Source organism: Brevundimonas sp. M1A4_2e (assembly GCF_053345555.1).
Window position 1 is genome coordinate 71630 of record NZ_JBKFAI010000005.1, and the last position, 26631, is coordinate 98260.

Consider the following 26631-nt stretch of genomic DNA (forward strand, 5'->3'; position numbering starts at 1 on the left):
AACCCGCGCCCGCAACAGCCAGACTAGAGAATGGACCAGGCGATCAGGCTGACCGCGGCCACCAGCAGGGCCAGCCAGGTCAGGATCATGCCGACCGAACGGCCCAGCGACGGCCCTTCCTGGAACAGCAGGCCCAGCGCATGAATCACCCGCCCGGCGAACAGCATCCCGCCGACCGCATGGATCAACAGGGCCGGGGCGCCGAGGAAGGCCAGCAGGATCAGGCCGCACATGCCGGCGGGGATGTATTCGGCCGCATTGGAAAAGGCGCGGGTGGCGCAGACCAGTTCGCGCACGCCGCCGTCGCCGAACTCGACCAGATGTTTGCGCCGCCGGTTCACCACCACGCCCGACAGGACCAGCAGCAAGAGGATCAGCAGTCCGCCCCACAGGGCGGCCGCTTGAATGGTCGGGATCAGGCTCACTTCTCACGCCCCACCGGATAGAGGCGATAGCGCTGGTCGTAGAAGGGCGTGCGCTCATAGAACCAGGCCAGGCGCGCATCGCCGTCGGCGGCGAAGGCGGGGTCGGCCGCTAGTTTCGCCTCGAACGCGGCCTTCAGCGCCGGATCGGCGGCCAGCATCTTTTCGGCCAGCGGGGCGATGGCGTAGGCCTCGATGTATTCGACGCGGTTCAGCACCTCGGGGAACATGCCCCAGGCGAAGAAGCTCTCGTTCGACTGCGGCTCCAGCAGCAGGATGGCGACGTCGCCCATCGGCTGATCGGTCGGCACGCGCACGGAGCCGACAGGGAAGGTCCACTCGTGGGCCTCCGCCCGGACGTCGCTGACCGAGATCGGCACATGGCCTTCGTTGGTGCGGCCCGACACCTTGGGATCGACTAGGCGCAGCATGTCGACGGCGACGGTGCGCGGGGCGTCCAGCGTCTCCATCTGCACGCCGTGGGTGCGCAGGCGCTCGATCACGTCCTGACGATAGGACGGCACCCAATAGGCGCTCGGCCGCTTCAGCGTCAGAGTCGGGTGCGAACCGTAGAAGGGCATCTGCCAAAGTTCGGCGTCCGGCTGGCCCAGCCAGCGGATCTCGGGGCGGCCCGAGGCGACGCTGTCGAACGTCTCATAGCGGATGCCCTTGAAGGGGCGGGTGCGCGAGGGCGTCTCGTCGCTGGCGAAGTTGGCGGGCAGTTCGGCGGGGCGCAGGGCGCAGTCGGCGGCGATGGCGGCGCGCAGGTCGCCGGACTTTTCAGCGAGCAGCTTCAGCGCCTGTTCGAGGAAGACGTAGGTTCCCAGCACCCGCTGTTCGTGCGGCTTCAGGCTGTGGTTCTCGATCAATATGGTCGGGATGTGGGCCGCCGAGCCCCAGCCGTTGGAGAAGCGCTCGCCCAGACCGCCGTCGTTCAGGCCCTTCTTGGGATCGCGGTCGTCGATGGCGAAGATCAGTTCGCCGGGGATGTGCCCTTGAGCCTCCAGCGCCTCGTACATGACGGGCTTGAAGGCGGCGTCCAGCCATGAGGCGATGGCCGGGCTGCGGCTCCAGACGCCGTCCTCGCCGTTGTAGCCGAAGGTGACGTCGTATTGATAATCGATGCCGTCGGTGACGTGGATATCGACGTAGAGGTCCGGCTTGTACTTGTGGATCAGGCCCATGACGGCCTGCATCTCGGCCTGATCCAGCTTCATGAAGTCGCGGTTCAGGTTCTGGTTCGTCGCCGTGTGGCGCCAGCCCTGATTGCGCGGCCCGCGCTGGTTGGGGCGGGAATACGGGCCGGTGCGCTCATGGCCGTCGACGCTCAGGATGGGGATCAGGATCAGGTTGGCCCGGTCCAGCAAGCCGTCCTTGCCGTAAAAGGCGATGTCGCGCAGCAGCATCATGCCCGCGTCCTTGCCGTCGATCTCGCCGGGATGGATCCCGGCCTGGGCCAGTAGGACGGGCTTGTTCGGATCGAAGGTCGCGCCGTCCTTGGAGGCGATCACGGCGTAGATCGGGCGCCCCTCCGGCGAGGTTCCGAACTGTTCGATGCGGATCAGGTCGCTGGCGGCGTCCAGCTTGTCGAACCAAGCGCGGGTGTCGGCGTAGGTCGGCGAGAAGTCATGCGCCGCATCGGCCTCGAAGCCCGTGACCCACGGGTCGGCGGCGTCCCGCAACAGGGCGCGGCTAGGGCCGTTCCAGGCAGGCGCAGGCGGAAGGAAGGCCTGATCCCACGGCGCGACATTGGGCAGGGCCGATGGGGGCGTCTGGGACATGGCGGGACTCGCAAGCAGAAGGGCGGCGGCGAACAGCAGACAGGAGCGCATGCGCTTTGGTGGGCCGAATGGTCCGATGAGGCAAGCTTTCAGCCCCCTCCCAACGGGAGAAGTCAGCTATTTCCAGATCGGACTCTTGTCGCCCGGCAGACCCAGGCGATCCCAGATGTCGTTGATCCGCTCGACCACGGCCTCGTCCATGCGGATCTCCTCGCCCCATTCGCGCTTGGTCTCGGGCTCCCACTTGTCGGTGGCGTCCAGACCGATCTTGGAGCCCAGGCCGCTCTCGGGGCTGGCGAAGTCCAGATAGTCGATCGGGGTGTTCTCGATGACGGTGATGTCGCGCGCCGGGTCCATCTTGGTCGAGACGGCCCACATGACGTCCTTCCAGTCGCGGGCGTTGATGTCGTCGTCCACGACGATGATCCACTTGGTGTACATGAACTGGCGCAGATAGCTCCAGCAGCCCATCATCACGCGCTTGGCGTGGCCCGGATAGGCTTTCTTCATCGACACCACGGCGATGCGATAGCTGCACCCCTCGGGCGGCAGCCAGAAGTCGGTGATCTCGGGGAACTGCTGACGGATCAGGGGGATGAAGACCTCGTTCAGCGCCTCGCCCAGCACGGACGGCTCGTCCGGCGGGCGGCCGGTGAAGGTGGTCAGATAGATGGGGTCTTTGCGCATGGTGATGGCCGTCACCTGGAAGACCGGGAACTTCTCGACCGAGTTGTAGTAGCCGGTGTGGTCGCCGTAGGGGCCTTCGTCCTCGAACTCGTCCAGCAGGACGTGGCCTTCCAGCACGATCTCGGCGTTGGCCGGCACCATCAGCGGCACGGTCTTGCATGGGACCAGCTCGGCCTTGGAGCCGCGCATCAGGCCGGCGAACTGATACTCCGACAGGGTGTCCGGCACCGGGGTCACGGCGGCCAGGATGGTCCCCGGATCGGCGCCCAGAACCACGGCGCAGGGCAGGGGCTCCCGCTTGCCCGCCTTCTTGTGCCGGGCGTAGTGCTGGGCCCCGCCGCGATGGGCCAGCCAGCGCATGATCGCCTTGTCCTTGCCAAGCACCTGCATCCGATAGATGCCCAGGTTGAAGTCGTCCTCGCGGTCGTCCGACGGCCCCTTGGTGACGACCAGACCCCAGGTGATCAGCGGCGCGGGCTCGCCGGGCCAGCAGCCCTGAATGGGCAGGGCGGTCAGGTCGATCTGATCGCCTTTCAGCACCACCTCCTGCACCGGAGCCTTCTTCACCGTCTTGGGCCGCATGGACATGACGGTCTGGGCCAGGGGCAGCATCTCCATCGCGTCGGAGAATCCGCGCGGCGGCGTCGGGTTGCGCAGGAAGGCCAGCAGCTCGCCGACTTCGCGCAGCTCGCCCACCGTGGTGCGTTGCTTGCCCTCCAGCGTCACGCCCATGGCGACCCGCTTCACCGTGCCGAACAGATTGGCCAGGCAGGGGATGGGGCTGATCGAACCGTCGGGCATGACCGGCTTCTCAAAAAGCACCGCCGGGCCGCCGTTGCGCAGCAGCCGTGTCTGGATCTCGGTCATCTCCAGGGTGGTGGAGACGGGCTCCGACACGCGGACCAGTTCGCCGTCGGCTTCGAGGGTCGCAAGAAAATCGCGCAGGGACTTGTAGGCCATGCGCTGACGCTTAGGCGGCAATCGCCCGTCTGTCACGCCATGCGCGCGTCAATAGGCCGGGACGTCGGACACCAGCGCCCACACCGGCAGGCGCAGAGCGCGGGTGGCGGCTTCGATGCCGGCGGAATCCAGATGCTGGCGGCCCGCCTCGACCCGTCGCAGGGCCTCGGGCGTCAGGTTCAGGGCGGCGGCGAGATCGGACGATGCGACGCCCCGCTGATCCCGCCAGCGCCGAATACGGGCGCCGATGACGGCGTCGATCGGGTCAATGTTAGGGAACCCCAGAACCGAACCCATCCTTCGCCTCCCGACGCCCTGATCAGGCGGTCCCGTCAGACGGCATCCTTATCCCATTGGAAGGCGGCGTCCAGCCAGTCGCCCAGGCGACCGTCGGGACAGGCCAGGGCGTGGATGCGCGCCATTTCCTCCGCCGACAGCGCGAAGTCGAAGATGTCGAAATTCTCGGCGGCGCGGGTTTCCTTGGCGGTGCGCGGAATGGCGATCACGCCCTGCTGGATGATCCAGCGCAGCGTGACCTGGCCGTTGGTCTTGCCGTGGGCGCGAGCAATCTCGCCGATCACGGCGTCGTCGGCGATCTTGCCCTGAGCCAGGGGCGACCAGGCGGTGACGGACGAGCCGAGCTCGCGCGCGGTCGCGATCAGCGTCTTCTGCGACAGATAGGGGTGATACTCGACCTGGTTGGTGATCAGCGGCGCCGTCGACAGGGCGGCCGCTTGGCGGAATAGGGCCGAAGGGAAGTTGGACAGGCCAATGTTCTTGGCGAATCCCTTCTCCTGCGCCTCGTTCAGGGCGCCGATGGTTTCCTCCAGCGCCGGCGTCGGCTTGGGCCAGTGCAGCAACAGCAGGTCCGGCGTCAGGCCCAAGCTGAGCGCCGATTCCTCGGCCTGACGCAGCAGGGCGTCGCGATGGAAATGCTCGACCCAGATCTTGGTGGTGACGAAGATGTCGTCGCGCGTGACGATCCCTTCGGCCACGGCGTCGGCGATGCCGTCGCCGACCGTCTTCTCGTTCTTGTAGATCCAGGCGGTGTCGATGTGGCGATAGCCGATGCGCAGGGCCTCGCGCACCATGCGGCGGGCGTCGTCGGGCTCCAGTTGCCAGGTGCCGAAGCCCAGCAGCGGAATCTCCACGCCCGAGGCGGTGACGGTCGGCTGGTTGGAATAGGGCATGGGAGGCTCCGCGAGATTCAGGAGCCTTCGATATAGGCGCCGGCTCGGGCGTCGCCATTGTCCAGCCAGTGGAAAATCCGGTCCTGCAGCGGCTCCATCCCCTCGCGGAAAAGGCGCCCTCGTGGCCGATGCGACGCGCGCCGAAGTCCCTTGGGGGCGTGGAGGCTGATCAGGGCGGGCTAACCGTCTAGGCGATCGGCGCCGCGTCAGGTCAAGGCTTGGCGGGTTCGGCGGCGGTGGTTGGGCCCAGAGCAAGGACGCCGTCGAAGGCGCCGTTCTCGTACGGCTGGACGATCACACCCCGTACAGCCGCGTCGTAAGACACAGGCAAGGGGGCGGGGCCGCAGCCGTCGCGGCGGCAGTTCCAGGATGTTCCGCCCTGCTGAACGACGTAGAGGCTCAGGACCTCGGCAGGCGGCAGGTGCACGACGGCCGGAATCAGGTTCATGCGCTCGATCGGTTTCCGTTGCGCGTGGATGTTGCCGACCAGAACCAGCATCCGGCTATCGGGCGCCTTGCGGGCGGCGGTCGCCAGTCGGTGGGCCATGTCCAGGTCGTAATAGGACTGGCTGAAGCCCTGAACGCGCGGGCTGTCGGGCGCAAAGGCGACGACCTTGAGGCTAGGCGTCTCACGTTTCATCGCCCGCAGGCGCAGCAGCAGGTCCAGCATGGCGACGCTGCCGCGCCCGTCGTGGTGGACGAAGGGACCATGCGGATAGGCGGCCAGGATCGCGCGTGCGGCCTGCTCGGTTTCGGCCGCCATGAAGGCGTCCAGCATCGGCTGCATGCCTTCTGAGAATTCGAGCGCGACCGTCACCGGCCCCTTGTCCCGCGCCGCGCAGACCAGATCGGCGAAGGCGGCGGGGGTCTCGGTGGTGCCGTGCATCTCGCCGATGACGACGTAACGGATCTCGTCCTTCCACAGGGCCTCGACGCCGGGAATGGGCGCACAGGCGGAAGGCGCAGCAAGGGCGGCGGCGGCTAGCAAAGTCGCGATCATGGCGTCTTCCTCATGTGGGCGCTGATCAATAGGCCAGGGCGTTGCCGTCCTTGCGCATTTCGGTGGCGGCGCCGTAGGTCCAGCGGCCCTGTTCGTTGATCTGCTTCATCACGTTCTGATAGCCGCCGAAGCCGCCGTCGGGCGGGCCGAGATCCCAGCCCATGGCGGTCAACTGCCGCTTGGTGGCCTCCGGCACGCCGGATTCCAGATGCAGCTTGCCGACGCCCTCGGCGGGCTGGCCGGTCGGTTCGGACGAGCCGTAGTGCTGCCAGCGCGGGCTGTCGCCGGCTTCTTGCGGGTCCAGGCCGTAGTCGACCATGTTGATGATGATCTGGGCCTGCCCTTGGGGCTGCATCCCGCCGCCCATGACGCCATAGGCCAGCCACGGCTCTCCGTCCTTGCAGGCGAAGCCGGGGATGATGGTGTGGAAGGGGCGCTTGCCCGGCGCATAGACGTTGGGGTGGCCGTCGGTCAGGGCGAACAGTTCTCCGCGATTCTGGAACATGAAGCCCAGCGTTCGGCCGTCGGGACCGTCGGCGACCAGGCCGCCGCCCATGCCGCGATAGTTGGACTGGATCCAGCTGACCATCATCCCGTCGCTGTCGGCGACGCTGAAGTAGGTGGTGTCGCCCTGCGTCGGGGCGTCGCCGGGGAAGACGCGGTCCATCACGCGGTTCGGGTTGATCTGCTTGGCCCGCTCGGCGGCGTAGGCCTTGGAGTTCAACCAGGCGGTCGGGGCCTTGGCGAAGCGCTCATCGGCGAAGTAGCGGGCGCGGTCCTCGAACGCCAGGCGCTTGGCCTCGGCCTGGACGTGGATCGAGGCGGCGGACTGGAAGCCCATGGCCTTCAGGTCGAACTGTTCGCAGATGTTCAGGATCTGATTGGTCGACAGGCCTTGAGTGTTCGGGCCGAGCGAATAGACCTCGACCCCGCGATAGGTGGTCATCAGCGGCTCGACCCATTCGGTGCGGTGGGCGGCCAGGTCGGCGCGGGTCATCCAGCCGCCGATGCGCTTGAAATAGCGCTCGATGTGGTCGGCGATCACCCCGTCATAGAAGGCGTCGCGCCCGCCCTCGGCGATCATGCGGTAGGTGCGGCCCAGGTCGGGGTTGGCGAAGACCTCGCCGGTCTTGGGCGTGCGGCCCCCGGTCAGCCAGACCTTCCTGCGGTTGTCGTTTTCCTCGATCGTCGCGGCGCTGCGGTCGAAGCCGGCCATGTTGCGTTCGAGGTAGTAGGCCACGACCTGCGGCACGGGCACGCCCTGCTCGCACAGTTCGGCGACGGGCAGCAGGACGTCCTTCCACGGCAGCTTGCCGTAGCGCTGGTGCGCGCTCCACCAGGCGTCGACCGTGCCGGGAACATTGACCGTAACGGCGCCGTAGCGCGGCAGGTAGCCGTCCGGCCCGGCCTTGGATCGCGCGGTCTCCAGCGACAGGCCGCGCGGGCTGGCGCCTGAACCGTTGAAGCCGACGACCTTCTTCTGGGCCGGGTCCCACATCAGGCAGAAGGCGTCGCCGCCGATGCCATTGGCGGTCGGCTCCAGAAAGCCCAGGGCGGCGTTGATGGCGATGGCCGCGTCGATGGCCGAGCCGCCTCGCCGCAGAGTGTCCAGGCCGATCATCGTCGCGGCCGGATGGGCCGTGGCGGCGGCGCCGTTGGCGCCCCAGACGGTCGAACGGCCGACGAAACGCGGCCCGGTGATGCGGTCGCCGATGCCGACGCCGGCGTAAGGGTCGGGCGTCGGCGCGGGCTGGACCGAAGCCGGATTGGCGACCGGCGCAGCGGCGGGCGCCTGCTGGGCGCGGGCGGCGCCCGCCATCAGGGCTCCGGCCGGCAGGGCCGACAGAAAAGTGCGGCGACGCATGATGTTGTACTCCCCCTCGTTCGACGCGCGCATTGAGGCCGGAACAGGGGCAGGGCGCAAGCCGCAGATAGGCTTGCCGCAAAGAAAAAGGGCCGCCCGAAGGCGACCCTTTCGATGTTCAACTGGAAGACCCGATCAGGTGATGTCTTCGTTCAGCAGACCGACCTTGAAGTAGCCGTTTTCCTGCAGGGTGTTCATGACTTCCATGAACTGATTGTACTTCACTTCCGGCTGGGCGCGGACGAAGACGCGCTCCTCACGGCAGTCGGCCACGGCGCCTTGGGCGGCGCAGACGTCGCCGGCCAGCTTGGCCAGCGTGGTTTCCTGTTCAGCGATGAACAGCGAGCCGGATTCCTGGATGGTGATGTACACCGGTTCCTTGGGCTCGGCGTTGTCGGCCGGCGGCGTCGCCGGCGGCAGGTCCAGACGGATCGACACGGTGGCCATCGGGGCCGCGACCATGAAGATGATCAGCAGCACCAGCATGATGTCCACGAACGGCGTGACGTTGATGTCCGCGTTCTGTGCCGCCAGCTTGCCGCTGCCGCCGCCGCCGCCCGAAGAAAGTCTCGCGCCCATTACGCCCTCGTCTCTATCAAGACCCGCACCCTCCGGCGGGCCAAACTGAAAGTCTCGCTCGTCTCTTGGCGTCCTCAAGCGAGCTTGTAAAGCCGTTGAATGCGAGGAAATGACGCCGCTGGGGGAATAAGATTGCGAATTCGGCGTAAGCCCGCCTTGGCCGCGATCAATTCAGCCCCGTATCACAGCCGTTTGCGGCTCAGCCCCGGGCCAGTTTGAGGAATCGCTCGGCCAGGGCCGGGTCGGCCTTGAAGGCGCCGGTGAAGCGGGTGGTGATGGTCGAGACGTGGCGGTGGTGCACGCCGCGCGTCGTCATGCACTGGTGCGCCGCATCGACCATGACGGCCACGCCGCGCGGCTGCAGGTGCGATTCGATGGCGTCGATGATGTCGTTGGTCAGGGTCTCCTGGTTCTGGAGACGGCGGGCGAAGATCTCGACCACGCGCGCCAGCTTGGAGATGCCCACCACCTTCTCGCCCGGCAGATAGGCGACGTAGGCCTTGCCCAGGAAGGGGGCCAGGTGGTGCTCGCAGTGGCTCTCGACCTCGATGTCGCGCAGGATGACCATGTCGTCATAGCCCGTCACGTCCTCGAAGGTGCGCGACAACTCCTTGCCCGCATCGGCGTCATACCCGTCGAACCACTCGCCATAGGCGTCGACCACCCGCTTGGGCGTGTCCAGCAGGCCGGGGCGGTCGGGGTTGTCGCCGGCCCAGGCGATCAGGGTGCGCACGGCTTCCAGAGCCTGCTCGCGGCTGGGGCGCTGGGGCGCCTCATTGGCGACGAGGACGGGCTTGGCGGGGGTGCTGCTCATGAAACGATCCGGCGGCGGCGAGAGCGCCTGTTCAGAATACTATTATATATGGACTTGGGCGCGCGGCCCTGACTGTCTATCAGGCCGCTATATGGGACACCTCGTCCGTCCCGCAAGAAAACTCGCAAAAGACCTGACCTATGGCCCTGCACATCCACGACACCCTGCGCCGTGAAAAGCGCCTGTTCGAGCCGCGTGATCCGAACCGGGTGAGCCTCTATGTCTGCGGTCCGACGGTCTATGACTACGCCCACATCGGCAACGCCCGCCCGCCGGTGGTGTTCGACGTCCTGGTGCGCCTGCTGCGCCGCACCTATGGGGCGGACAAGGTGATCTACGCCCGCAACGTCACCGACGTGGATGACAAGATCAACGCCAAGGCGGCCAAGGAAGGCGTCGCCATCGGCGAGATCACCGCACGCTATGAGGCCGCCTATCTGGCCGACATGGGCCTGTTGAACGTCAGCCCGCCTGACATCGCCCCGCACGTCACCGACTACATCGAGGCGATCACCAAGCAGATTCAGGCCATCATCGACGCCGGCTGCGCCTATGCGGCCGAGGGCCATGTGCTGTTCGACGTGTCCTCCTATCCGTCCTACGGCGCGCTGTCGGGGCGCAATCTGGACGACATGATCGCCGGCGCCCGCGTAGAGGTGGCCCCCTACAAGAAGAACCCGCACGACTTCGTGCTGTGGAAGCCGTCCAAGGCGGACGAGCCGTCCTGGCCGTCGCCGTGGGGCGAGGGCCGTCCCGGCTGGCACATCGAATGCTCGGCCATGATCGAACAGACGCTGGGCCTGCCCATCGACATCCACGGCGGCGGCATCGACCTGGTCTTCCCGCACCATGAGAATGAGATCGCCCAAGGCGTCTGCGCCCACGGCCACGCCCACGGCGACGACGCGCATGAAGAATACGCCCGCTACTGGATGCACAACGGCTTCCTGACCGTGGACGCCGAGAAGATGTCCAAGTCGATCGGCAACGTCCTGCTGCTGCACGACCTGGTGCAGGCCATGCCGGGCGAGGTGGTGCGCTGGGCCCTGCTGAGCGCCCACTATCGTCAGCCGCTGGACTGGAATCAGACCCTGCTGGAGCAGAGCCGCAAGAACCTCGACCGCCTCTACGGCGCCCTGCACCGCGCGGCCTCGGTCGAGGCGGCGGAGGTCGAACCGCCGGTGGAGTTCCTGAAGTTCATCGAGGACGACTTGAACACGCCGGGCGCCATGGCGACCCTGTTCGCCCTGTCCAGCGAGATCGAGCGTGGCATGACGGCGGGCGACGAGGGTGCGGTGGCGGCGGCCAAGGGCCAGCTGATCGCTGCGGCTTCGATCCTGGGCGTGCTTCAGGCGGATCCGGCGGAATGGTTCTCGGGCGTCGACGAAGGGCTGAAGGCCGAGGTCGAAGGCCTGCTGGAGCAACGCGCCGCCGCCCGCACGGCCAAGAACTGGGCCGAGGCCGACCGCATCCGCGACCGCCTGAACGAACTGAACGTGGTGGTCATGGACGGCCCGCAAGGCGCGACCTGGCGGATGAAGGGCTAGGAAACCCTCTCCCAACAGGAGAGGGAGAGGCTTACCGCGCTCTTCTGATCAACTCTTCCGCCAGCACGTCCGTCAGATAGCCGTCAGCCGTCCGCCCGTTCGCCTGTTGCCAGCGGCGCAGGGCGGCGCGGGTGTTGGAGCCGATGACGCCGTCCACGCCCTGGGTGTCGAAGCCCATGCGGGTCAGGGCCTGTTGAGCGCCGATTCTCTGGTCCCGCGTCAGGGGGCCGTCGTTGGGCCAGGAGGCCTTGAGGGGCGGCTTGCCCGCCACCCCGTCGGCGATCATGCCGATGGCCAGCGCATAGCTGACCGAGTTGTTGTAGCGGCGAATCACATAGTGGTTGGGCAGGGCCAGGAAGGCCGGCCCCTTGGCGCCCTGGGGCAGCAGGATGGCCGCGCCCTCAGCCGCCTCGGCGCTGTTGGGCGAGGCGCCGTCGGCCAGGCGCACACCGCGCGCGACCCAATAGGACCAGGGGTGTTTCGGCCCCTCAGCCTGGCTGTAATCGAAGTTGGAGGGCAGGGTCACTTCATAGGCCCAGCCCTGACCGCGCTTCCATCCCGCCTGGGCCAGCAGGTTCGCCGCCGAGGCCAGGGCGTCGGCGTCCGAGCCCCAGATGTCGACCTTGCCGTCGCCGTTCTGATCGACGCCCAGCTTCAGATAGTTGTCCGGCATGAACTGGGTCTGGCCCATCGCCCCGGCCCAGCTGCCCTTCAGCCCTGCGCGGTCGCGCTTGCCCGACACGACGATGTCGAGGGCGTGCTTCAGCTGCTCCTCAGCCCAGTCGCGGCGGCGGCCGTCATAGGCCAGGGTCGCCAGGGAACGGATGACGTCGAAGTCGCCCTGAACCTGGCCGAAGGCGCTCTCCTGCGCCCAGATGCCCAAGAGAATCTCGGTCGGCACGCCGTATTTCTGGGTCACCTCCCACGGCACGCGATCGACGCGCTGGCGGGCCATGGAGATTCGCGCCGGGGTGGTGGCGTTCTGGATGTAGACCCCGGCGGGGCGTGAAAACTCAGGCTGGTTGCGGTCCAGGCGCACGACGCTGGGGTTCGGCGTCACGCCTTCCAGTTCGCGGGCGTACTCCCATTTATGCGCGCCGCCGTGGCGCTCAAGGAAACTCTGTTTCCAGGCGTCGAAGCTGGCGTGGTCATAGGCCTCGCTCAGATCGGTCTGGGCGGGAGGCGGCGTGGGCGCAGGCGTCGCAGGCGCAGGCTCGACCACGGGCGGCGGCGCCGGCTGAGGCTGCGGCGGCATGGGGACCATAGGGGCGCACGCGGCGACCGAACCCAACAAAACAAGGCGATAAGCGATACGCATGAGCACAGGCTAACGCCCCCGAATTCCACGACCAATCACAAGCGCGCGAAGGCAGGATCAGTTTCCGTGATAAGGGTGAAAGCGCCGTTAACCCTTTTCGACAGCAGGCGGTTAAGGGGCGGGAATTTACATTGTGTCGTTCCCTGAGCACGGCCTGGTGGCGGAGGGGCGACGCGTCGGACGTGCATGTCCGGAGATCCTCCGTTCGACTCGGAGGCCAGGCCTCCAGCGGATTCCCCGCGCGGAATGTTGACGAAAGGCCAAGGCCTCTCTATACGACCGCCTCCGCCGCAGGTTCGCCCGCGGCTCTTTTGTTTTACCCGCCCTCACGGGCCTCCAAATCCGGGACGTCCGACCATGAAGGTCCGTAGCTCGCTGAAATCGCTGAAGGGTCGCCACCGCGACTGCAAGATCGTTCGCCGCAAGGGCGTTCTGTACGTCATCAACAAGACCGACCCGCGCTTCAAAGCCAAACAAGGCTGATCAGGCGCGATCCGGCGCGCCCCGCCTGCTGAAGGCGAGGCGCGCGCCGATCGTCGGTGGATGGGATGACTATCCACAGGGCCGCGGGCGTTGTCCGCGGCTTTTTCGCGTCCGGCGTTGAGCCTGACCCTTGCGCGTGATTAGTGATTCTTTCTCAAGCGGCCCTAACGGCCCTTGGCCTGCTTGAGGGCGTGCTTAGTCGCCCTAACGGCCTTCGGCCTGTTTGAGAGCTTTATTTCTTGCCCTAACGGCCCTTGGCCTGTTTGAGGGCGCAGCCTGTTTATGAGTTCTGGAGTTCAGTCATGGACGACGCTTCCTTCGACGCCAGCCCCGACGTCCTGACCGCCACGGCCCAGGGCCGTCTGCGCTCCATCATCGAGCGCCTGGAGCGCCTCGAAGAGGACAAGCAGGCCGTCATGGGCGACATGAAGGAGGTCTTCGCCGAGGCCAAGGGCGAAGGCTATGACGTCAAGGTGCTGCGCAAGGTTCTGCGCCTGCGCAAGCAGGACAAGGCCAAGCGTCAGGAAGAAGAAGCGATTCTTGACCTCTATCTGTCGGCGCTCGGCGAGATCTAAGGGAGGCGGGCCTGAAGCGTACGCCCTTCAAGCCCTCCCACGGCCCTTCACGCTCCAGCAGCCTGAAGGGCGGCGACTCGAGCAAGATGCGCTCCGGCGGCTTCAAGCCGAAGGGCGATAGCGCCCTTAAAACCAAGCCTTCGCTGAGCCCCTGGGAGCAGCAGAAGGAGGCGGCCAAGCGGTCCGCGCTCAACGCCCTGAAACGCGCCCGCCGCTCGGCCGAGAAGGCGGGCGTTTCCCTGTCCGAATGGGAGGGCGAGTTTCTCGATTCGGTCGGGGAGCGGATTCGTGAACACGGCCGCGCCTTCGCCGATCCGGAAAAGGGCGCGCCGGGTCAACCGCTGTCGGCCATGCAGGGCCGCAAGTTGAAAGAGATCACAGCCAAGGCCAAGGGCGAACCGCGCCGATCTGCGCGGGGCTGGGGCCGACCTGCGCCGCCCAAGACAGAAGACTGAAGGCAACCGCCCAGCTTGGCTGTGCGTTGCGCCTGCTGAATTTCCGTATTTCCCGAGAGAGAAGACTGATGACACGCTTCGGCCCCGCCGCCCTGACCGGCGGTCTTCTGAGCCTCAGCCTGGCCCTGGCTGCGTGCGGGGATCGTCCAGGCGCCGCGCCCGAGGCCGCTACAGCGGCGACGACGGATCTCAGTGGCGGTCCTGCGGCCGCGCCCCAGGCGGTAACCGCGGCGCCGGACGCGGTCTCGCCCCTGCCTGCGGTCGATGAAGCGGCCGCGCGCGCCTTTGTCAGGGATGCAGGCTCCACGCTGGAGGCGCTTTCCTTCGAGCGGATCGGTTCGGTGACGAAGGAAGGGACGGTGAAGGGGTATGCGGCGCCGGTCTATGCCGTGCCCGTGGCGTCAGGGCAGACGCTGAAGGTCGCCTTCAAGCCGTCGAACGCTAATCTGTATGTCAACATCAGCGATGCGGGCGATCAGAGCGGCGCCGCCGTATTTCGAGGGGAGGTCGACGGCGAAACGGCTGAGCTGAAAGCGTCCAAGGACACGACCTACGTCATTACGCCCTATCAGCCTCGGGCCATGGCGCGTCGGGGATCGGAAGGAAGCTACACCCTGACGATCAGCCGCAACTGATCTGGGAAAACCCGAAAGGGGGCGGCGGAGACAAACTCCGCCGCCCTGCTGTTGCTTCAGGGCAAGGCGTTCAGGCGCATGGCGCTGAAGTAGGGCTGGTAGGCTGCGCGCGCCGCGTCTGCGCCGGACAGGTCGTCCTGTTCGATGCCGATGCTCAGGGCGTAGCGGCCCTTGAGCACGCTCATCAGCGCGCCGACGCGGCCGTCGGCGTCCTTCGGCTCGACGCTGATGACGGCGGGCTCGCCCGTCGGGCCGTCCATCACGACGGACAGATAGTTTTCGCCGCCGACGGAAGCGACGGCGGTCGGGGAGGTGAGGGCGGCCTCGCGCACGCCTTTGACCATGATGACGCCGCGAGAGACGCTTTCATAAGCGGTCTGCTGGGCCTTGGAGAGCAGACCCGCCAGGGCGCCCGCGTCCTCGGGAATCGGCGCCTGGGCGTCGATCAGGGTGATCTTGGCGCTGGCGCCCGGCTCGCCATAGGTCATCGCGACGGAGAAGGCCTGACACTCGACCTCGGTCAGCGGCTTGCCGGCGATGATCTGGGCCGTCGGCATGGCCGCCAGAAGGGGATGGTTCTCGCACTCGGGCGGCAGGGCGATCTTGCTCGCGGCGGAAGCGGCGGCCTCAGCCTTGGCCGGCGCCTCGGCGTTGGAGCAGGCGGCGGTCAGGGCGGCGACGGACGCCAGACTCAGGGCGATAACAACGGGACGTAGCAAGGTGGAAGGCTCCCCTCCGTGAACAGGAGGGAAGAGGTTTGGCCTGTAAAACCCGCCGATGGAACCCCGAGGGGCGTCAGTCCAGTTCCTGAACGCCGCCGCCGGAGACAGTCAGAATCTGGCCGCTGATCCAGGACGCGGCGGGCGAACACAGGAACAGCGCCGCCCGGGCGATGTCGTCGGGCGTTCCGAGCCGACCCAGCGGCGTGTGCTTGACCATGGCCTCTTCGATCTGCGGCGTCAGGACGCTGGCCAGGGCGTCGGTCTTGATGGCGCCCGGCGCGATGGCGTTGACGCGGATTCCGGCGGGGCCGAGATCGAAGGCGACGTTGCGGGTCAGGTGGCTGACCGCCGCCTTGGACGAGCCGTAGGACGCCATGCGGGCGTTCTTGTTGTCGCCCGCCATCGAGGTGATGTTCAGCACCGCCCCGCCGCCTGCGGCCTGCATGTGCGGCGCCGCCAGTTGCATGAAACGGAAGGGGGCGAAGACGTTGAGCTGATAGGCGCGCTCGAAATCGCTCATCGGCATGTCGAACGGCTTGGGTCCGCCGCCGCCCGCATTGTTCACCAGCAGGGTCAGCTTGCCGAAGGCCGCGACGACGGCCTGAACGGCGGCGATGCGCTGGTCTTCTTCGGTGACGTCGCAGGCCAGGCCGACGGCGCGTCCGCCCGCCTGCGTCACCCCGTCCGCCACAGCCAGGGCCTTGGCCACGTCCAGATCGGTGACGGCCACCGCGGCGCCCGCCGCAGCGAAGGTCTCAGCGATGGCGCGGCCGATTCCAGCGCCAGCCCCCGTCACCAGGGCGACGTGCCCATCCAGTCGGAAATGTGCGTCCATCGTCTGCGCCGCCTGTTGCTGTCCGTTGCCTTCAACCAGCAAGCGTGGATCGGCCACGCTAGGTTCCATTGTCGGAAATCCGCAACATCCAGGCGCCGCATGGCTGTGACCGGTCGTCGACGACGCCTAACGATGGCGGGGCCTTCAGCCCGCTTCTCGAACCTGCTCTTCCAGCCCCTGTTCGCGGACCTTGCGGTACAGGGTGGAGCGGCCGATGCCCAGACGACGGGCGATCTCCGACATGTGGCCGGAATAGACCTCGATGGCGTGCTGGATCAGGTCGCGTTCAATTTCCTCGAGGGTGCGGACATGGCCGCGTTCATCGGTGATGCGGACCGGGCTGTCATGCTGGCCGTCGTCGCCGTCGGCCGGCGAGGCGGCTGTCGTCGGGTCGGACGCTATCGCTCCGGCCGGGGCGGCTGTGATCGACCCCAGCGGCACGGCGACGCCGGAAATGGCCGGAAAATCGTGCGGCTGGAGCAGGGGCGAATCGGCCAGCACCAGGGCGCGATAGACGGCGTTCTCCAGCTGGCGGACATTGCCGGGCCAGTCGTGGGCCTGCAGCAGGGCCAGGGTCTCGGCCGAGCAGCCGGTGACGCGCTTGCCTTCCTCGACGTTGAAGCGGGCGATGAAGTGGTCGACCAGGGCGGGGATGTCCTCGCGCCGTTCGCGCAGGGCGGGGGCCTCGATCGGGAAGACGTTCAGGCGATAGAAGAGGTCTTCGCGGAAGGCACCCTCCTTCACCTGCTGGGCCGGGTCGCGGTTGGTGGCCGAGACGATGCGGACGTCGACCTTGACCGGACGCTTGCCGCCGACGGGATCGACCTCGCCTTCTTGCAGCGCGCGCAGCAGCTTGACCTGCATGTCGAGCGGCAGTTCGCCGATCTCGTCCAGGAACAGGGTGCCGCCGTTCGCCTCGACGAACTTGCCGGCGTGTTTCTCATGAGCGCCGGTGAAGGCGCCCTTCTCGTGGCCGAACAGGATGGATTCGACCAGATTGGCGGGCAGGGCGCCGCAGTTGACGGCGATGAAGGGCTTGCCTGCCCGGTCCGAGGCGCCGTGCAGGGCGCGGGCGATGACTTCCTTGCCGACGCCGCTCTCGCCGGTGATCAGCACGGGGATGGAGGACTTGGCCGCGCGTTGGCCCAGCGCCTTGACCATGCGCATGGGCGCGCTGTCGCCGACCATGTCGTCGAAGGAGGTCCGGCCGGCGGCGCGCTTCCTCAGACGGCCGATCTCGGCCGTCAGCTGGGTCATCTGCAGGGCGTTGCGCACGCCGACCAGCAGGCGTTCCGGCCCGACCGGCTTGACGAAGAAGTCCTGCGCCCCGGCCTGCATCGCCTTGACCACCGTCTCGATGCCGCCGTTGGCCGTCAGCACGATGACCGGCGTGGTCACGCCTGCCGTGCGCAGCTCGGCCAGGGCCTCCAGACCCGACAGGCCGGGCATCACCAGATCCAGCAGCACGACGTCAGCGCCGCCGCCCTTGGTCAGCCGATCAATGGCCTCGCCGCCGGATTCGGCATGGACGACGGCATAGGATTCACGCTCCAGCACCGCCTGCAGCAGGCGGCGCTGGGTAGGATCATCGTCGACGACCAGAATGGTCTTGGCCATTGGAGCACACCCTTCAACATCACCATCGAACGGCCGTCCTCATTGGCTCGGGACTGGCTCGTTTCGACACAATCCTAGAACGGAGGGAATGAAGATCGGGTTTCGGAGACCTGAGTCAGGGGTTAACGACAGCGGGTTTCGGGCAGACGGTTTCCGGCTGAAGTCGACCGGTTACGTCGCCCATTTTCAGATCGGGCCAGGGCGGGGCGGCGGTCTTCAGATCGGGATCTTTGAGCGCCTCGCGCAGGTCGCGGCCGCCGGCGCCGGGGCCGGGGCAATGCGGAACCTGATAGTCGCCCTGATGAACCCAGCGGCCGTCGGCGTCCTGAGCGAACAGGGCGATCCTGTAGGTCGTCGCCAGCAGGATTTCATCGCGGCCGTCGCCGTTCAGGTCGCGCTGAGCGGCAAGGCAGTTGTCGTCGCTGTTGCAGGCGTAGCGCGGATCCGGGGGCGCCGTCGGGGCCAGGAAGGCGGCGGGCAGGGGCTTGTCCGCTGGCCAGGGGGCGATGTTGGGCGCGCGCGGGGGCGTGGTCGCGTCCGTCAGCTCATAGCGCGAGGTCGAGGCTTGAGCGGCCTTGGCGTGACGGGCGACTTCCGCGTCGGACGATTTCGCCAGCTCGGCCAGGGCGGCGCGCCCCGCCTTGCCCGCATCATAGCGCAGGAAGGCGTAGTCGAACTGGGCTGCGCTGACGGCGCCACGCTTCAGCCGCGCCATCTGATCGTTGACCGACAGGCGCGCCGGGTCGGCCAGGGGGCTGAACAGGGCCAGGATGACCAGCACCGTCAGGACGGCGGCCAGGACATTGGTGCGCTCCAGCGGCTTCATCCACGCGGTCTTGCGCCACAGCGGCGACAGGGCGGCCCACCCGTATCCGGCGGCATAGATGACGCCCACGAGGGCGCAGGCCGAGGCGATGATGCGGTCCGGCGTCAGGCCATGCTGACCGATGCGAAGGCTCAGACCCCAGATCGCGATCAGGATCAGCGGCGTCAGCAGCACCGAGGCGACGCGCGCGCCCAGGCGCAGGGCGGCGGGCGGCAGATTGTCCTCGCGACCATCCTGATAGGCGGTGTTGATCAGCACGATCAGGGCGGCGGCCGCCGACAGCACCAGGGCCGTGGCGCTGCCCGTCTTCCACAGCCCGTCCAGGCCGGTGAAGGGCAGGGCGGCCAGAAAACCCGCCACCAGGACGGTGATGACCAGCAGCAGCCAGGATAACAGCATCAACGCCACCGTCCGCACGCCCCGGATCAGCCCGCCGCGCACGTCGGTCAGCTGCACCGCCACGGCGAAGACCAGGCAGGTGACGGGGATGGAGAACCACTCCTTGCCCAGCAGGTCGCTCAGGAAGCTGAGGCCGATGACGCGGAACAGTGCCGCTCCCAGGAACAGCAGCAGCCAGAAGGCGCCGGTGAAGCCCAGCGACAGCACCAGTTGCACGCCGGCCTTCCACGCCGTGTCGAAATAGTCGTCGAAATCAGCGATCCAGCGTCTGGCGGCGACGGCCGGCACGATCAGATGGTGGGCGATGAACAGAGCCGCCGCCGCGAAGGCGACGACCGGAAAGCGCAGATAGGGCGGGTGGAAATAGTCGCTCGCTCGTTGGGCCGCGTCATGCCAGCCCATCAGCGCCAGCACCGCCGCCGCGACGACGCCCCACAGCGCCAGCGCCTTCCATCCCACCCGCCCGACGCCCGCCAGCAGCATCACCGGCGCGAACAGGGTCGCCAGCACCAGGGCGGCGAACAGCGACGGCTGGGTCGCAGGCCAGGCCAGGGCCTCACTGTCCGACGCCGAGCGGTAGAGCAGATAGAGGATCAGCCCCTGCATCAGGCCGATGCCGATCCGAAGGGCGGCGAGCCCGCGCGCGCCATCCAGCGAGGCGCGTCCGGTAGGGTCGGTGGCGGCGTAGGTCATGACAGGTCTTTCCTGAGCTTGGCCGGCAAGGTGGCGCGCGAAGGCCGGCGTGGGAAGCCCCGCGTCTTCTTCTCGCGTCGCAGAAGAAGGAAGAAGCGTTGACAGTCGGGGCCCGGCGTTGAAGCGTGGCCGCATGAAAATCGCGTCCCGTGTGCTTGTTCTCGCCGCCGTTCTCGCCTTGCCGACGACGGTTCTCGCCCAGACTGAGGCTTCGGCCAATCACCGCGCCTTGGCGGCGGGGTACAAGGCGCTGACGGTGTGCAGCGCCGTCCATTCGGCGCGCGCGGCGGGCGCCGAACGGACGGTGGCCAGCGTCGAGGCGAACGAACTGGTCGGCATCTATCCTGAGCTCCAGCCTCTGGTGGGCGCCATGAAGGTCGAGATGGCCGGAAACGCCGTCTCGGTCGCATGGGACCAGGCCGCTCCGGCGCGCGTGGCGACCTGGACCGAGGGGCGCGGCTGCGTCATCGAGCCGATGGGTTATGCGCCGGGCGCTGCGCCGGAACGCGCCCCGCTGGCGCGCCGGGCCTCGGCCCCGGACCTGCCGACCGGCCGGCCTAAGGGGAATGCCCGCGCGCTGGAGGCCGCCGTCGGACGCGCCTTTGATCAGGGATTCGGCCAGGGGACCAACACCACCGGCGTGGTGGTGATGCAGGGCGGCAAACGGGTGGCGGAACGCTATGCGACTGACTTCGGCCCGAACACGCCCCAGCGCACCTGGTCGGTGGCCAAGAGCCTGGCTGGAACCGTCATCGGCGCGGCGGTGCAGCGCGGCGATCTGGACGTGAAGGCGCCTGCCGCCATCGCCAACTGGCGCACGCCGGGCGACCCGCGCGCGGCCATCACTGTCGACGCCCTGATGCGGATGTCGTCGGGCCTGACCAGCGACACGGCGGGAAACCGCACTGACGGCCTCTATTTCGGGGGCGTGGCGGTCGATGAACAGGCGCCCGGCTGGCCGCTGCTGGCGCCGGTCGGGACGGTCTATCGCTACGCCAACAACGACACGCTTCTGGCGACCATGGCGGCGGCCCCGAGCTTCGCCGCCCATCCGCCGGCCGAACTGTTCGACGCGCTGGGCATGACCCACACCTGGGCCGAGACCGACTGGCGCGGCAACTACATCCTGTCGAGCCAGGTCTGGACCACGGCGCGCGATCTGGCCCGCTTCGGCCAACTGTATCTGCAGGACGGCGTGTGGGAGGGCGAGCGCATCCTGCCCGAGGGCTGGCGCGATTACGTCACGGCGCCGACCGGGCCGCAGCCGCCGACGGGCGAATTCAGCTATGGCGCGACCTTCTGGCTGATGAACCGCTCCGAGGGCGTGCCCGCCGACGCCTTCGCCGCCTTCGGCAACCGGGGTCAGTATGTGGTGATCGTGCCCAGCCGTCAGGTGGTCATCGTGCGGCGCGGCGAAGACCCGGCGGGCAAGCCGTTCGACGTCGCCGCCTTTACACGTGCGGTGCTGGAAAGCCTCGACTGAAGCGCTTGAGGCCCCACGGACTTGAGCCGCGCGCAGGCCTCGCTATAAGAGCCGTCGAAATCCCGACTCTTTTTTGGAAGACCCCATGGCCGACCAGCACGCTGAAGCGACCGCCCCCCACGTCCACGGGGAAATGAACATCTCGGAACAGGCCTGGACCTGGGCGCTGTTCCTGGGCCTGACCAAGTGGGTCTCGCTGGCCACGGCGGTGGTGATCCTGTTCCTGACGGTGTGGTTCGGCGTGGGCGCTGGCTTCTTCCCGGCCTTTATCGTCTCGGTGGTGGTGTCGGTCGTCGGCTTCTTCATGCTGAAGAGCAAGAAGACCCACTAAGCTCCCTTACGGAAGTGATTGAAAGGCCCGTCGGCGCGTCCGGCGGGCTTTTTGCTTGCGTGCTAGGCGGCTTGGGTGGTCGAAACTTCCGACGTGGGCCGAACGGGTGGCCTAGGCGGCAAGAAAATCGCTCTCCCTCGCAGACGCGCCTTTGACGCCCGCTTCGGCTTCGGCCTAACGTCGGTTCGACCCTGGGGAGTGGGAGGGATTCGCTTGGCTGTCGCCATCGCCGTCACCCGCGAACGCCGTGAAGGCGAAACGCGCTGCGCCGTAACGCCGGAGACGGTGAAGAAGCTTATCGCCCTGGGAGCCACGGTCAGCGTGGAGGCCGGGACGGGCCTGGGCTCCTCCATTCCCGATAACGACTACGCCGAGGCGGGGGCCAGCGTGAAGCCTGACCGGTCGGCGGCGCTGGCCGGGGCTGACGTGCTGCTGAAGGTGCGCGGGCCCACCGCGTCCGAGATCAGCGCCCTGAAACCCGGCGCGGTGGTCATCAGCCTGCTGGACGCCTGGCGCGACAAGGCGACGGTTGAGGCGTTGAGGGGCGCTCAGGCCACGGCCTTCGCGATGGAGTTCGTGCCTCGCATCACCCGCGCCCAGGTCATGGACGTGCTGTCGTCCCAAGCCAACCTGGCTGGATACCGGGCGGTGATCGAGGCGGCCTACGCCTATGGCAAGGGCTTCCCCATGATGATGACGGCCGCCGGGACGGTGGCCGCCGCCAAGACCTTCGTCATGGGGGCGGGGGTCGCGGGACTTCAGGCCATCGCCACCGCGCGGCGTCTGGGCGCGGTCGTCACGGCCACCGACGTGCGCCCCGCCGCCAAGGAGCAGGTCGAGAGCCTGGGCGCCAAATTCGTCGCCGTGGAGGATGAAGAGTTCAAGGCGGCCGAGACGGTGGGCGGCTACGCCAAGGCCATGTCCGCCGAATATCAGGCCAAGCAGGCCGATCTGACCGCCGCCCACATCGTCAAGCAGGACGTGGTGATCACCACGGCCCTGATCCCCGGCCGCCCGGCGCCCAAGCTGGTGACGGCGGCGCACGTCGCGTCGATGAAGCCGGGCTCGGTCATCATCGATCTGGCGGTCGAGGCGGGCGGCAACGTCGAGGGCTCCAGGCCGAACGAGGTGGTGACTACGGCCAACGGCGTGAAGATCGTCGGCTGGAGCAATATGCCCGGCCGCATCGCGGCGGACGCCAGCGCCCTTTACGCCCGCAACCTGGTGGCCTTCCTGGGGTTGATGATTAAGGACGGCGTCCTGTCGGTCGATCTGGAGGAGGAAATCCTCAAGGCCGCCGTCGTCACCCACGGCGGCGCCGTGGTGCATGAAGGAGTGAGAGGCTGATGGAACACGTCGACCCCACCGTCTTTCGCCTGGCCATTTTCGTCCTGTCGATCTTCGTCGGCTATTACGTTGTCTGGAGCGTGACGCCAGCGCTGCACACGCCCCTGATGGCCGTGACCAACGCCATTTCCAGCGTCATCATCGTCGGCGGCCTGATTGCAGCGGCGGCGATGAGCGCGCAGGCGGGCGGGCCGAACGCCTGGATCGCCAAGGGCGCGGGCGTGGCCGCCGTGACGCTGGCCAGCGTCAACATCTTCGGCGGCTTCATGGTCACGCGCCGGATGCTGGCCATGTACAAGAAGAAGGAAAGGCCCAAGGCCGTGTGTTTGTCCCCCTATATGTTGGCCTTCTACGCCTCCTGGGCCGTCACGGGTCTGGGCGTGGCGCTGTGGATCGTGAGCTGGGTGCGGATCAAGGATCCCATCGGGCGGCTGCGGTTCCAGGACTGCGGCGTGGTCATGGTGTTCGCCGCCGTGCTGACGCGCATCATCATTCAGGATCGCGAGATGACGGTCTTCGACTGGGCGATGATGCTGCTGGGCCCTCTTTTCATTGCGGCGGCGCTGTGGCGTCTGTCGCGCACTCAATCCGTCAAACGCTAACCCAACGAAGAGTATCGCGTGATGAAAACTTCCCTGATTTCCGCCTTGATCCTGTCCGCCGCTGTCGCCGCCGCCGGCGCCGCCTCGGCTCAGTCGGACCGCGAAGTGGGCAAGAACCCCTATGCGGGCCTGCACTGGTCGGTCGTCGCGCCGCAGGGCGCCAACTGGGCGCTGGAGTGCGGCTTCACCCCGGTCACGATCCGGGGGATTCACATGAACCGCATCAATCACACCGGCTCGGGCCGGATGGCCGGTCGCCTGCCCGGCGACAACGGTCGCTGCAAGGTGACCAAGACCGGCGGCGAAGGCCCCGTCGGCCTGGCGGTGGTCAAGGACGGCGAAGCCAAGGCTGCGGGCACAAACGGCGGCGCGCCCGCCATCGTCAACGTTTTCTGATTCAGGATTGAAAGAGGGGGAGGGGGATGAACGCATCCATCGCGGCGCTGGCCTATCTGGCGGCGGGGGTTCTGTTCATCCTCTCTCTCAGGGGTCTATCCAGCCCCGAGACCAGCCGACGGGGCAATACGCTGGGCATGGTCGGCATGGCCCTGGCCGTCGGCGTCACCCTGCTGACGCTGGGGACATCGGGCGCGCTGGACCCGCTCACCTTGGCCCTGATCGCGGGCGGGGTCGTGGTCGGCGGCGGGGCGGGGGCGGTGATCGCCAACCGCGTGCCGATGACGGCCATGCCGCAGCTGGTCGCGGCCTTCCACTCCCTCGTCGGCCTGGCGGCCTGTCTGGTGGCGGTCGGTGCCGTTTATGCGCCCGACGCCTTCGGCATCGTCACCGCCAGCGGCGGGATCAAGACTCTGTCGATCGTCGAGCTGAGCCTGGGCGTGGCCATCGGGGCCGTCACCTTCACCGGCTCGGTCATCGCCTTCGCCAAGCTGGATGGGCGGATGAGCGGGGCGCCGATCCTTCTGCCCGCGCGGCACCTGATCAATATCGCCCTGGCTCTGGCCCTGGTCTTCCTGATCGGCATTCTGATCGGGACGGGCGGCACGGCGGTCTGGGCCTTCTGGGGCGTGTTCGCCATCGCCCTGATCCTGGGCGCGACCCTGATCATCCCCATCGGCGGGGCCGACATGCCGGTGGTGGTGTCCATGCTGAACTCCTACTCCGGCTGGGCGGCGGCCGCCCTGGGCTTCACGCTGGAGAACATCGCCCTGATCATCACCGGCGCCCTGGTCGGGTCGTCGGGCGCGATCCTCAGCTACATCATGTGCAAGGGCATGAACCGCAGCTTCATCAGCGTCATCCTGGGCGGCTTCGGCGCCGAGGCGGGCGCTGCGGCGGGCGGCGGGGCGGTCGAGACGCGGCCGGTCAAGCAGGGCTCGGCCGAGGACGCCGCCTTCATCCTGAAGAACGCCTCCAAGGTCATCATCGTGCCCGGCTACGGCATGGCGGTGGCCCAGGCCCAGCACGCCCTTCGCGAGATGGCCGACACCCTGAAGGAAGAAGGCGTCGAGGTGAAATACGCCATCCATCCCGTCGCGGGCCGGATGCCGGGACATATGAACGTCCTGCTGGCCGAGGCCAACGTCCCCTATGACGAGGTGTTCGAGCTGGAGGACATCAACAGCGAATTCGCCTCTGCCGACGTCGCCTTCGTCATCGGCGCCAACGACGTGACCAATCCGGCGGCCAAGACCGACCCCCAGTCGCCCATCTACGGCATGCCGGTTCTGGACGTGGAGAAGGCGGGCACGGTCCTGTTCATCAAGCGCTCGATGGGCAGCGGCTATGCAGGCGTGGAGAACGAGCTCTTCTTCCGCGACAACACCATGATGCTGTTCGCCGACGCCAAGAAGATGGTCGAGGGGATCGTCAAGGCGCTCTGAGCTCGCGTCCGCATCATCGCGATCGGCGCCGCCTGCTCCGCCTATCGCGGCTGTTCAGACGATGATGCAGGCGGCGGGTCGTCGTCGGCGGGGCAGGCGCCATAGGCCTCATTATAGGGGCGGCCAAAACAGGCGATGAAGCCGTCCAGCACCCCGAGATTGGCAGGCCACTTCAACTCCAACCCGTACTGGGCTTTGAAGCGCCGGGCGGCGTCGTCAAAATCGGGCGGTTTGGGCAGGGCGGCCAGCCGCTCTCTGGCGGCGAGCAGGCCGGCGCGGTCCTGATGCAGGAAGGCGATGGTCCCCAGCGCATAGTCGGCAAAGCCGCTGCGGGCCATGTCCGGGTTCACCCCGGCCATCATCAGCCGTGTCGCCGCCTGCGTCTGGCCCAGCCCCGCGCGCAGCTGTCCCTCGTGCCAATAGTTGGTGTGGAGTTCGCCTGGGGTCAGTTCGCCCCAGCGCGTCTTCCGATAATCGGCCAGCAGGTCGGCGGCGATTTCGGCGCACTCCGGCTTTTCGCCAAGAGGGCGCCAGCCGCCGTCCAGATCCTGATCAAAGTCCGCAGGCGACAGCGCCAGAAGCGCGGCGCGGTCATGGACGCATGTGTCAGCAGCTGCGCCGGGATCGGCCTGGGCGATCGCCAGGGACATCAGAGCCGTCAACATTTCAAATTCCCCCGAGTGGTGGATCATGAAAACGACGTTCTGCGGCCGAAATGTGTCTGGCGCGCACAGGCATTGGCCAGGGGGTCGAACGGCGCCATCTAGCGCTGCTGGCGAACATTGGGGGCGGGCGAAGAGGCGTGGATTTCACGGTCGAGGAAGTCATCGGCAATCTGGGCCTGCAAGCCTTGGACGACGGCGTCTGGGAGCGTGCGATGGCGGCTGCGGGCGGCGCGGAGCCTTGCGGCGTGGTCAGCGCCTATCGCCTGCTGACGCCCGAGGCTTCGCACGACTGGCGCGCGGTGGAAGCCGAGGAGCTTTGGACCGTCTATATGGGGGCGGCCCTGGAGGTCGAGCTGGCGACGGAGGCGGGCGTGCGGTTGGAAACTCTGGCGGCCAGATCGGGCCGCTGGCTCACGGTTCCTGAAGGCGGCTGGATTCGGACGCGGGCGATCGGCGGATGGTGTCTGGCGGGGCGGATCGGACCGGTGCAGGGTGTCGGCCTGTCCTGAAGCGGAGGCAGGAATGAGCGAACCTAAGACCAAGCCCACCGACGCCTCGGTCGAGGATTTCCTGGCGTCGGTCGAGCCCGCGCGGCGACGCGAGGAGGCCCGCACGGTCTGCGCCCTGATGCAGGCTGTCACCGGGGATGCGCCGGTGATGTGGGGGCCGTCCATCGTCGGTTTCGGCCGCTACACCTACGTCAACGGCACGAACAAGCCGGCGGATTGGCCGCGCATCGGCTTTTCTCCGCGCAAGGCGGCGCTGACGCTCTACATCATGCCCGGCTTTCAGGCGCAGGCGGCGCTTCTGGGCCGTCTGGGGCCGCACACGACCAGCGTCTCTTGCCTGTATATCAAGCGGCTGGATCAGGTGGACATGGAGGCGCTGCGGGCGCTGTGCGAATGGTCTTTCGAAGAGATGAAACGCCGCTATCCCTGATTGGCTTGCCCGAGCGCGCGA

Annotated in this window: 27 protein-coding genes, 1 tRNA gene and 1 pseudogene; 14 read left to right on the forward strand and 15 right to left on the reverse strand. The window is 67.5% G+C overall.

Translation table 11 applies throughout. The features are described 5' to 3' along the window. Positions 1-23: 23 nt before the first annotated feature. From ACLBV5_RS11860 to folE, 9 genes are all read right to left on the reverse strand, one after another. Entirely contained in the window at positions 24-425 is a 402-nt protein-coding gene (locus ACLBV5_RS11860) for an MAPEG family protein (protein ID WP_025978341.1), read from the reverse strand. Next, positions 422-2203 carry a M14 family metallopeptidase gene (locus tag ACLBV5_RS11865; protein WP_447605802.1) on the reverse strand — a complete coding sequence of 594 codons (1782 nt, stop codon included), beginning with the start codon at positions 2201-2203 and terminating at the stop codon, positions 422-424. The genes ACLBV5_RS11860 and ACLBV5_RS11865 overlap by 4 nt, the downstream gene beginning before the upstream one ends. Positions 2204-2320: 117 nt before the next feature. Next, positions 2321-3850 (reverse strand): UbiD family decarboxylase, encoded by a 1530-nt coding sequence (locus ACLBV5_RS11870; RefSeq protein ID WP_447605803.1) that lies wholly within the window; start codon positions 3848-3850, stop codon positions 2321-2323. A 48-nt stretch (positions 3851-3898) separates the two neighbouring features. Next, the gene (locus ACLBV5_RS11875) at positions 3899-4147 is read right to left on the reverse strand and encodes a helix-turn-helix domain-containing protein (protein ID WP_313632007.1); all 249 of its coding nucleotides are present in this window, start codon (positions 4145-4147) and stop codon (positions 3899-3901) included. Between the two features lie 35 nt (positions 4148-4182). Continuing rightward, entirely contained in the window at positions 4183-5040 is an 858-nt protein-coding gene (locus ACLBV5_RS11880) for an aldo/keto reductase (RefSeq protein ID WP_447605804.1), read from the reverse strand. 211 nt (positions 5041-5251) lie between these two features. Further along, positions 5252-6040 (reverse strand): hypothetical protein, encoded by a 789-nt coding sequence (locus tag ACLBV5_RS11885; RefSeq protein ID WP_447605805.1) that lies wholly within the window; start codon positions 6038-6040, stop codon positions 5252-5254. Between the two features lie 25 nt (positions 6041-6065). Beyond that, positions 6066-7904, reverse strand: coding sequence for a gamma-glutamyltransferase family protein (locus ACLBV5_RS11890; protein ID WP_447605806.1), 1839 nt, complete (start codon positions 7902-7904; stop codon positions 6066-6068). A gap of 135 nt (positions 7905-8039) precedes the next feature. Continuing rightward, entirely contained in the window at positions 8040-8483 is a 444-nt protein-coding gene (locus ACLBV5_RS11895; protein WP_025978334.1) for a biopolymer transporter ExbD, read from the reverse strand. 199 nt (positions 8484-8682) lie between these two features. Then, the gene (gene folE, locus ACLBV5_RS11900; protein ID WP_025978333.1) at positions 8683-9297 is read right to left on the reverse strand and encodes a GTP cyclohydrolase I FolE; all 615 of its coding nucleotides are present in this window, start codon (positions 9295-9297) and stop codon (positions 8683-8685) included. 140 nt (positions 9298-9437) lie between these two features. On the opposite strand from folE, the gene cysS reads away from it, so the two are divergent. Further along, positions 9438-10844, forward strand: a complete 1407-nt coding sequence (cysS, locus tag ACLBV5_RS11905; protein WP_447605807.1) for a cysteine--tRNA ligase — start codon at positions 9438-9440, stop codon at positions 10842-10844. Positions 10845-10875: 31 nt separating this feature from the next. Here the strand turns inward: cysS and ACLBV5_RS11910 are convergent, their stop codons facing one another. Next, positions 10876-12162, reverse strand: a complete 1287-nt coding sequence (locus tag ACLBV5_RS11910) for a lytic murein transglycosylase (protein WP_447605808.1) — start codon at positions 12160-12162, stop codon at positions 10876-10878. 151 nt (positions 12163-12313) lie between these two features. Here ACLBV5_RS11910 and ACLBV5_RS11915 point away from each other — a divergent pair. From ACLBV5_RS11915 to ACLBV5_RS11935, 5 genes are all read left to right on the forward strand, one after another. Then, positions 12314-12390: transfer RNA gene (locus tag ACLBV5_RS11915), tRNA-Ala, on the forward strand. 129 nt (positions 12391-12519) lie between these two features. Further along, positions 12520-12645 carry a type B 50S ribosomal protein L36 gene (gene ykgO, locus ACLBV5_RS11920; RefSeq protein ID WP_003165750.1) on the forward strand — a complete coding sequence of 42 codons (126 nt, stop codon included), beginning with the start codon at positions 12520-12522 and terminating at the stop codon, positions 12643-12645. 302 nt (positions 12646-12947) lie between these two features. Continuing rightward, positions 12948-13220 (forward strand): DUF2312 domain-containing protein, encoded by a 273-nt coding sequence (locus tag ACLBV5_RS11925; protein WP_024353345.1) that lies wholly within the window; start codon positions 12948-12950, stop codon positions 13218-13220. Between the two features lie 86 nt (positions 13221-13306). Beyond that, a complete protein-coding gene (locus tag ACLBV5_RS11930; RefSeq protein WP_134580095.1) occupies positions 13307-13675 on the forward strand; it encodes a hypothetical protein in 369 nt (122 codons plus the stop codon). A gap of 68 nt (positions 13676-13743) precedes the next feature. Further along, on the forward strand, positions 13744-14310 hold the full coding sequence (locus tag ACLBV5_RS11935) for a hypothetical protein (RefSeq protein ID WP_447605809.1): 567 nt from the start codon (positions 13744-13746) through the stop codon (positions 14308-14310). A 56-nt stretch (positions 14311-14366) separates the two neighbouring features. Here the strand turns inward: ACLBV5_RS11935 and ACLBV5_RS11940 are convergent, their stop codons facing one another. From ACLBV5_RS11940 to ACLBV5_RS11955, 4 genes are all read right to left on the reverse strand, one after another. Beyond that, positions 14367-15029: a hypothetical protein gene (locus tag ACLBV5_RS11940; protein WP_253119506.1), complete on the reverse strand. Its 663-nt coding sequence runs from the start codon at positions 15027-15029 to the stop codon at positions 14367-14369. 76 nt (positions 15030-15105) lie between these two features. Then, positions 15106-15924, reverse strand: coding sequence for a 7-alpha-hydroxysteroid dehydrogenase (hdhA, locus tag ACLBV5_RS11945; protein WP_447605810.1), 819 nt, complete (start codon positions 15922-15924; stop codon positions 15106-15108). Positions 15925-16011: 87 nt separating this feature from the next. Then, positions 16012-17484: a sigma-54-dependent transcriptional regulator gene (locus ACLBV5_RS11950; RefSeq protein ID WP_447605811.1), complete on the reverse strand. Its 1473-nt coding sequence runs from the start codon at positions 17482-17484 to the stop codon at positions 16012-16014. Positions 17485-17599: 115 nt separating this feature from the next. Further along, on the reverse strand, positions 17600-19402 hold the full coding sequence (locus ACLBV5_RS11955) for a DUF4153 domain-containing protein (RefSeq protein ID WP_447605812.1): 1803 nt from the start codon (positions 19400-19402) through the stop codon (positions 17600-17602). Positions 19403-19535: 133 nt separating this feature from the next. On the opposite strand from ACLBV5_RS11955, the gene ACLBV5_RS11960 reads away from it, so the two are divergent. The 6 genes and pseudogenes from ACLBV5_RS11960 (at position 19536) to ACLBV5_RS11985 (ending at position 25006) form a co-directional block, all read left to right on the forward strand. Next, on the forward strand, positions 19536-20885 hold the full coding sequence (locus ACLBV5_RS11960) for a serine hydrolase domain-containing protein (RefSeq protein ID WP_447605813.1): 1350 nt from the start codon (positions 19536-19538) through the stop codon (positions 20883-20885). 85 nt (positions 20886-20970) lie between these two features. After that, a complete protein-coding gene (locus ACLBV5_RS11965) occupies positions 20971-21216 on the forward strand; it encodes an aa3-type cytochrome c oxidase subunit IV (RefSeq protein WP_025978324.1) in 246 nt (81 codons plus the stop codon). A 213-nt stretch (positions 21217-21429) separates the two neighbouring features. Beyond that, positions 21430-22563, forward strand: a complete 1134-nt coding sequence (locus tag ACLBV5_RS11970) for a Re/Si-specific NAD(P)(+) transhydrogenase subunit alpha (protein ID WP_447605814.1) — start codon at positions 21430-21432, stop codon at positions 22561-22563. Continuing rightward, positions 22563-22877: pseudogene (locus tag ACLBV5_RS11975) on the forward strand (NAD(P) transhydrogenase subunit alpha); the annotation flags it as partial. The gene ACLBV5_RS11970 and the pseudogene ACLBV5_RS11975, both read left to right, overlap by 1 nt. Positions 22878-23186: 309 nt before the next feature. Beyond that, on the forward strand, positions 23187-23561 hold the full coding sequence (locus ACLBV5_RS11980) for a hypothetical protein (protein WP_447605815.1): 375 nt from the start codon (positions 23187-23189) through the stop codon (positions 23559-23561). A gap of 26 nt (positions 23562-23587) precedes the next feature. Beyond that, the gene (locus tag ACLBV5_RS11985; protein WP_025978318.1) at positions 23588-25006 is read left to right on the forward strand and encodes an NAD(P)(+) transhydrogenase (Re/Si-specific) subunit beta; all 1419 of its coding nucleotides are present in this window, start codon (positions 23588-23590) and stop codon (positions 25004-25006) included. A 41-nt stretch (positions 25007-25047) separates the two neighbouring features. Here ACLBV5_RS11985 and ACLBV5_RS11990 read toward each other — a convergent pair whose 3' ends face one another. Further along, positions 25048-25671 carry a hypothetical protein gene (locus ACLBV5_RS11990; RefSeq protein ID WP_025978317.1) on the reverse strand — a complete coding sequence of 208 codons (624 nt, stop codon included), beginning with the start codon at positions 25669-25671 and terminating at the stop codon, positions 25048-25050. A gap of 137 nt (positions 25672-25808) precedes the next feature. On the opposite strand from ACLBV5_RS11990, the gene ACLBV5_RS11995 reads away from it, so the two are divergent. Both ACLBV5_RS11995 and ACLBV5_RS12000 read left to right on the forward strand, forming a co-directional pair. Beyond that, positions 25809-26180 (forward strand): cupin domain-containing protein, encoded by a 372-nt coding sequence (locus ACLBV5_RS11995; protein ID WP_447605816.1) that lies wholly within the window; start codon positions 25809-25811, stop codon positions 26178-26180. Positions 26181-26193: 13 nt separating this feature from the next. After that, on the forward strand, positions 26194-26610 hold the full coding sequence (locus ACLBV5_RS12000; protein ID WP_447605817.1) for a DUF1801 domain-containing protein: 417 nt from the start codon (positions 26194-26196) through the stop codon (positions 26608-26610). The last annotated feature ends 21 nt before the right edge of the window (positions 26611-26631 follow it).